Source organism: Kitasatospora sp. NPDC054795, assembly GCF_053611565.1.
In genome coordinates this window covers 32,299-38,616 of record NZ_JBSHAP010000091.1, presented here as the reverse complement: position 1 = coordinate 38,616, position 6,318 = coordinate 32,299, and the positions used below count along the sequence as shown (strand labels likewise).

Annotated in this window: 4 protein-coding genes; all 4 read left to right on the top strand. The window is 75.2% G+C overall.

Annotation, left to right across the window (positions count from 1 at the left end; all coding sequences use genetic code 11):
* Nucleotides 1-158: 158 nt before the first annotated feature.
* The 4 genes from ACWGJO_RS28435 to ftsY all read left to right on the top strand — a co-directional run bounded on the left by ACWGJO_RS28435 (nucleotide 159) and on the right by ftsY (nucleotide 6,151).
* Nucleotides 159-458 (top strand): acylphosphatase, encoded by a 300-nt coding sequence (locus ACWGJO_RS28435; RefSeq protein ID WP_452188012.1) that lies wholly within the window; start codon nucleotides 159-161, stop codon nucleotides 456-458.
* A gap of 424 nt (nucleotides 459-882) precedes the next feature.
* Entirely contained in the window at nucleotides 883-1,086 is a 204-nt protein-coding gene (locus ACWGJO_RS28430) for a hypothetical protein (protein ID WP_045702518.1), read from the top strand.
* A 155-nt stretch (nucleotides 1,087-1,241) separates the two neighbouring features.
* Nucleotides 1,242-4,868: a chromosome segregation protein SMC gene (smc, locus tag ACWGJO_RS28425; RefSeq protein ID WP_452188010.1), complete on the top strand. Its 3,627-nt coding sequence runs from the start codon at nucleotides 1,242-1,244 to the stop codon at nucleotides 4,866-4,868.
* 47 nt (nucleotides 4,869-4,915) lie between these two features.
* On the top strand, nucleotides 4,916-6,151 hold the full coding sequence (gene ftsY, locus ACWGJO_RS28420; RefSeq protein ID WP_452188009.1) for a signal recognition particle-docking protein FtsY: 1,236 nt from the start codon (nucleotides 4,916-4,918) through the stop codon (nucleotides 6,149-6,151).
* The last annotated feature ends 167 nt before the right edge of the window (nucleotides 6,152-6,318 follow it).

Below are 6,318 nucleotides of genomic sequence, written 5' to 3'. Positions count from 1 at the left end.
GTTCTGTACCCCCCCACCCCCCCCCGGCCACGGGGGGGCCCCCCCGGCCCCCGGGGCGGGCCCCCGCACGTCTTCGCCCCGGCCGGCGTGCGCGGGGCGGGCCGGCCGGGCGGTGGCCGGGCGCGCGGGCCGCCGGGGCGTGTCCTAAGGTCAGGGGCATGCACGGTCGCGACGCCCACAGTGAGGAACCGGTCCGGGTGACCGCCTGGGTCCGGGGGAAGGTCCAGCAGGTCGGCTTCCGCTGGTGGACCAGGGCCCGGGCGCTGGAGATCGGCCTGACCGGCTACGCCGGCAACCTCGGCGACGGCCGGGTGCAGGTGGTGGCCGAGGGACTCGCGGCCGACTGCGAGCTGCTGCTGGCCCGGCTGCGCGGCCCGGGGACCCCGGGGAACGTCAGCGGGGTCACCGAGATCTGGACGGCCGTCGGCCCCGGTTACGAGGGTTTCGAGATCCGCTGAACCGCCCCGGGCCGGAGCTCCGGCGAACCGGGGTGCGGCGTTCCGGGAAAAGATCCGGAACCGGCGGTGTCACGAGGTTGCCATCCGGGCAGACTCGTGGTTGACTCCGCATCGAACGATGATCCACGAGCACGTGGTGGACCCCTCCCGAGACCCCCCAGGCGTGACGACACCGCCGGGCAGGTGACAGGGGCGCGGTAGCGTGCGGTGATCGTGTTGACCCTTTCCGTCTTTGGTGAGACGCTGGAAGCCCGCGCACACGACCGCGTTCTCCCGGCAGGCGCATGCCCCCGTGAGCCCAGCTCACGGTGGTTGTGCCGTAGTGCCCAGCCAGCACTTCCGGTGACGCGCCGCGCGTGCGTCCCCCTTCCCCCTAGACCTGGACCGTTCCGGTTCGGTCACTCAGCGTGGAGGACCATTCATCATGGCAAAGGCGCTTCTCGGGTACGTCGGCGGCCCCGACCCGCGAATGCTCTCCGAGATGCGACGGCTTCAGCAGCGCGTCCAGGACCTTGAAGCCGAGCTCCTTCGGATGCAGGCTGAGAACGACGCTCTGACCGCTGTCGCTGACGAGCACTCGCTGCTCAACAGCATCGATCTGGATCAGCGGGAGCCGGCTCTCACCTGAGTCCCGCCCGGTCCTCGCAGATCGACGCCGCTGTGCACTGAGCCGCCCCGAAAGGGACGCAGCTTGCAAGGGACGCCCGGATGTGGCGTCCCTTCGTCGTGTCCGGCGCCGGATAAAGTCGGTTCCTGTCCTGAGCGATCGAGGAGACCGGCCGCGTGCACCTGAAGAGCCTGACGCTGCGCGGGTTCAAGTCCTTCGCCTCCAGCACCACCCTGCGCTTCGAGCCCGGCATCACCTGCGTCGTCGGCCCGAACGGCTCCGGCAAGTCGAACGTGGTGGACGCGCTGTCCTGGGTGATGGGCGAGCAGGGGGTCAAGTCGCTGCGCGGCGGCAAGATGGAGGACGTCATCTTCGCCGGGACCAGCGGGCGCGCCCCGCTCGGCCGCGCCGAGGTCAGCCTCACCATCGACAACGGCGACGGCGCCCTGCCGATCGACTACGCCGAAGTGACCATCACCCGGACCATGTTCCGCAACGGCGGCAGCGAGTACGCGCTCAACGGCGAGACCTGCCGCCTGCTGGACATCCAGGAACTGCTCTCCGACTCCGGCATCGGCCGCGAGATGCACGTCATCGTCGGGCAGGGGCAGCTGGACTCCGTACTGCACGCCGACCCGATGGGGCGGCGCGCCTTCATCGAGGAGGCGGCCGGCGTCCTCAAGCACCGCAAGCGCAAGGAGAAGGCGCTGCGGAAGCTGGACGCGATGCAGGCCAACCTCAACCGGGTCCAGGACCTGGTCGCCGAACTGCGCCGCCAGCTCGGACCGCTCGGCCGGCAGGCCCGGATCGCCCGCCGGGCCGCCGGCATCCAGGCCGACCTGCGCGACGCCCGGCTGCGGCTGCTCGCCGACGACCTGTGCACGCTTCGCCGGGCCGTCGAGGCCGAGATCGCGGACGAACTGGCGCTGCGCCTGCGCCGCACCACCGTCGAGCAGGAACTGGCCCGCGCGGTACAGCGCGAGAGCGTCCTGGAGGCGCAGGTCCAGCGGCTCGGCCCCGGCCTGGAGACCGCCCGGCAGACCTGGTACCGGCTCTCCGCGCTCGCCGAGCGCACCCGCGGCACCATCGGGCTGGCCGAGGCCCGCGCCCGGCACGCCGCCGCCGGGGACCGGAGCGAGGAGCGGCGCGGGCGCGACCCCGAGGACCTGGAACAGGAGGCCGGGCGGGTCCGCGAGGAAGAGGCCGCGCTGACCGGGGCACTTGAGGAGGCCCGGTACGCGCTGGCCGAGGCGGTCGAGCGCAAGGACGGGCTGGAGCGGGAGCTGGCCGAGGAGGAGCGCCGGCTGCGCGACGCCGCCCGGGCCATCGCCGACCGCCGGGAGGGTCTGGCCCGGCTGCAGGGGCAGGCCGCCGCCGCCCGGTCCAGGGCCGCCGCGGCGCAGGCCGAGATCGGCCGGCTCGCCGAGGCCAGGGACGAGGCGCTGCTGCGCGCCGAGTCCGCCCGGGCCGAGCTGGACGAACTCCGGCAGCAGGTGGACGGCGCGACCGGGGACGACGAGCAGGCCGAGGCCGGGTACCGGCGGGCGCGCGAGCGGCTGGCCGCCGTGGAGGAGGGGCTGGCCGCGGCCCGGGAGACGGCCGGTGCCGCCGAGCGCGAGCGGGCCGCCCTGACCGCGCGGCACGAGGCGCTCTCCCTCGGGCTGCGCCGCAAGGACGGCACCGGCGCGCTGCTCGACGCGGCGGAGCGGCTGGGCGGGGTGCTCGGCCCGGCGGCCGCGCTGCTGCGGATCGAGGCGGGGTACGAGGTGCCGCTGGCCGCGGCGCTCGGCGCGGCGGCCGACGCGGTGGCCGTCGACTCGCCGTCCGCCGCCGCCGGGGCGCTGCGGCTGCTGCGGGCCGAGGACGCCGGCCGGGCCGCGCTGCTGATCGCCGGCGCCGCCGAGGTGGCGCAGGCGGCGGAGGAGTTGCCGGACGGAGCCCGCTGGGCGGCCGAACTGGTGGACGGCCCCGAGGAGTTGCTCGGCGCGGTCCGGCGGCTGCTGGCCGGGGTGGCGGTGGTCGAGGACCTGGACCAGGCGCTGCGGCTGACCGCCGCGCAGGCCGGAGTCTGCGCCGTCACCGCGGACGGGGACCGACTCGGCGCCGGCTTCGCCCAGGGCGGGTCCGGCGGTGCGCCGAGCCTGCTGGAGACCCGGGCGGCGGTGGACGAGGCGGCCCGGGCGATCGGGGAACTCACCGACCGCTGCGCCGAGTCGGCCGAGCGGCTGGCCGAACTCGCCGCACAGCGGCGGGAGTCGGCCGCCGAGGTGGAGCAACTGGCCGAGCGGCGGCGGCAGGCGGAGAAGGAACGGGCCCAGGTCGCCGGGGCACTCGGCCGGCTCGGCGGGCAGGCCCGCGCCGCCGCCGGGGAGGCCGAGCGGCTGTCGGCCGCCGCCGCGCGGGCCGAGCAGGGGCTGACCGAACTGCTCGACGGCGCCGAGGAACTGGCGCAGCGCCTGGCCGCCGCCGAGGAGTCGGCCCGGGCAGGGCAGGACGAGCCGGACATCGCCGAACAGCAGCGCCTGGCCGGGGCGGCGAGCGCCGCCCGGCAGGCCGAGCTGGAGGCCCGGCTCGCGGTGCGCACCCACGAGGAACGGGTCCGCGCCCTGGCCGGCCGGGCCGACCAGCTGGACCGCGCCGCCCGCGCCGAACGCGAGGCGCGCGCCCGGGCCGCCGAGCGCCGCCGGCGCGCCGAGCACGACGCCTCGGTGGCGAACGCCGTCGCGGCGGGCGCCCGGCAGCTGCTGGCCTGCCTGGAGGTGTCGCTGGCCCGGGCGGACGCCGGGCGGGTGGCCGTCGAACAGGCGCGCGCCGAGCGCGAGCACGAGCTGCGCGAGCACCGCGAGCACGGCCGCGGGCTCAAGGAGGAGCTGGACAAGCTGGTCGACGCCGGGCACCGGGACGAGGTGCTGCGGGCCGAGAAGCGGCTGCGGATCGAGCAGCTGGAGGCCCGCGCGCTGGAGGAGTTCGGCATCGACGGCGGCGAACTGCTCGCCTCGTACGGGCCCGACCAGCCCGTTCCGCCCTCGCCCGCGGCGCCGGCCGCCGATGTCGCCGCCGGTGTCGCCGCGGAGGACGGGAACGAGCCGGGGGAGCCGTACCCGTACGTCCGGGCCGAGCAGGAGAAGCGGCTGCGGGCGGCCGAGAAGGCCTACCTCCAGCTCGGCAAGGTCAACCCGCTGGCGCTGGAGGAGTTCACCGCGCTGGAGGAGCGGCACCGGTTCCTCGGCGAGCAGCTGGACGACCTCAAGCGCAGCCGGCGCGACCTGCTGGACATCGTCCGGGACGTGGACCAGCGGGTCGAGCAGCTGTTCACTTCGGCCTACCACGACACCGCCGCCCAGTTCGAGGGCGTCTTCGCCCGGCTCTTCCCCGGCGGGGAGGGCCGGCTGGTGCTGAGCGACCCGGACAACATGCTCACCACCGGGGTCGAGGTGGAGGCCCGCCCGCCGGGAAAGAAGGTCAAGCGGCTGTCGCTGCTGTCCGGCGGCGAGCGCTCGCTGACCGCGGTGGCGCTGCTGGTGGCGATCTTCAAGGCCCGGCCCAGCCCGTTCTACGTGATGGACGAGGTGGAGGCGGCGCTGGACGAGACCAACCTGCGCCGGCTGATCGGGATCATGGAGGAGCTGCGCGAGAGCTCCCAGCTGATCGTGATCACCCACCAGAAGCTCACCATGGAGTCGGCCGACGCCCTCTACGGCGTGACCATGAAGGGCGACGGCATCTCGCAGGTGATCAGCCAGCGGCTGCGCGAGGAGCACCGGGAGCGTCGGCCGCGAGCCGGACGAACCGCGTCGGTGTAGGGCGGCTGCGGTCCATCCGGGCTCCGGTCGCGGATACTGGAGCAGTTATGGAATACGTGATCCTTGCCGTAGTCATCGCCGTGGTCGCCGTCGGCGCGATCGCCGGCCTCGTCGTTTCCGGCAGACGACGCCAGCAGCTGCCCCCGAAGTCGCAGGCGCCGGTCATCACGGCGCCGAAGCCGACCCCGCAGGAGCCCCAGGTCGGCGAGGAGTCCGCGCCGCCGACCGAGGCGCCCCGCCGCACCATCGAGGAGGTGGAACTCCCGGCGGAGGCCGGTACGCCGGAGGCCGTCGAGGTCGTCGAGGCCCCCGAGGTCGTGCCCGCCGAGGCCGAGGCGGCGCCCGCCGTCGAGGTTCCCGAGCCCACCGCCGGCCGGCTGGTCCGGCTGCGCTCGCGGCTGTCCCGCTCGCAGAACTCGCTCGGCAAGGGACTGCTCTCGCTGCTCTCCCGGGAGCACCTGGACGAGGACACCTGGGAGGAGATCGAGGACACGCTGCTCACCGCCGACGTCGGCGTCGCCCCCACCCAGGAGCTGGTCGAGCGGCTGCGCACCCGGGTGAAGGTGCTCGGCACCCGTACCCCCGACGAGCTGCGCGCGCTGCTGCGCGAGGAGCTGGTCGAGCTGGTCGGCAAGGACGCCGACCGCACCGTCCGCTCGACCAGACACGAGGAGGGCCCCGCGGTGGTCCTGGTGGTCGGCGTCAACGGCGTCGGCAAGACCACCACCACCGGCAAGCTGGCCCGCGTCCTGGTCGCCGACGGCCGCACCGTGGTGCTCGGAGCCGCCGACACCTTCCGTGCCGCCGCCGCCGACCAGCTCCAGACCTGGGGCGAGCGGGTCGGGGCGCGCACCGTGCGCGGCCCGGAGGGCGGGGACCCGGCCTCGATCGCCTTCGACGCGGTCAAGGAGGGCATCGCCGAGGGCGTGGACACCGTGCTGATCGACACCGCCGGCCGGCTGCACACCAAGACCGGCCTGATGGACGAGCTGGGCAAGGTCAAGCGGGTCGTCGAGAAGCACGGCCCGGTGGACGAGGTGCTGCTGGTGCTGGACGCCACCACCGGCCAGAACGGCCTGATCCAGGCCCGGGTGTTCGCCGAGGTGGTCGACATCACCGGCATCGTGCTGACCAAGCTGGACGGCACGGCCAAGGGCGGCATCGTGGTCGCCGTCCAGCGCGAGCTGGGCGTGCCGGTCAAGCTGATCGGCCTGGGCGAGGGCGCGGACGACCTGGCTCCGTTCGAGCCGGGGGCGTTCGTGGACGCGCTGATCGGCGACTGACGCCCCGCCCGCGCCGGAAAGGCGCCACGGGCGTACGAAAAGCGCGGGAAGGGCCCGCTCCCCTCTCGGGGGCGGGCCCTTCCGCGTGCCCGGAGCCGGGCGGGGGGGGCGGGGCCGGCGCGGGGGCCCCGCCCCGGGGGGCCCGCGGCCGGGATCGTGGTGCTGAT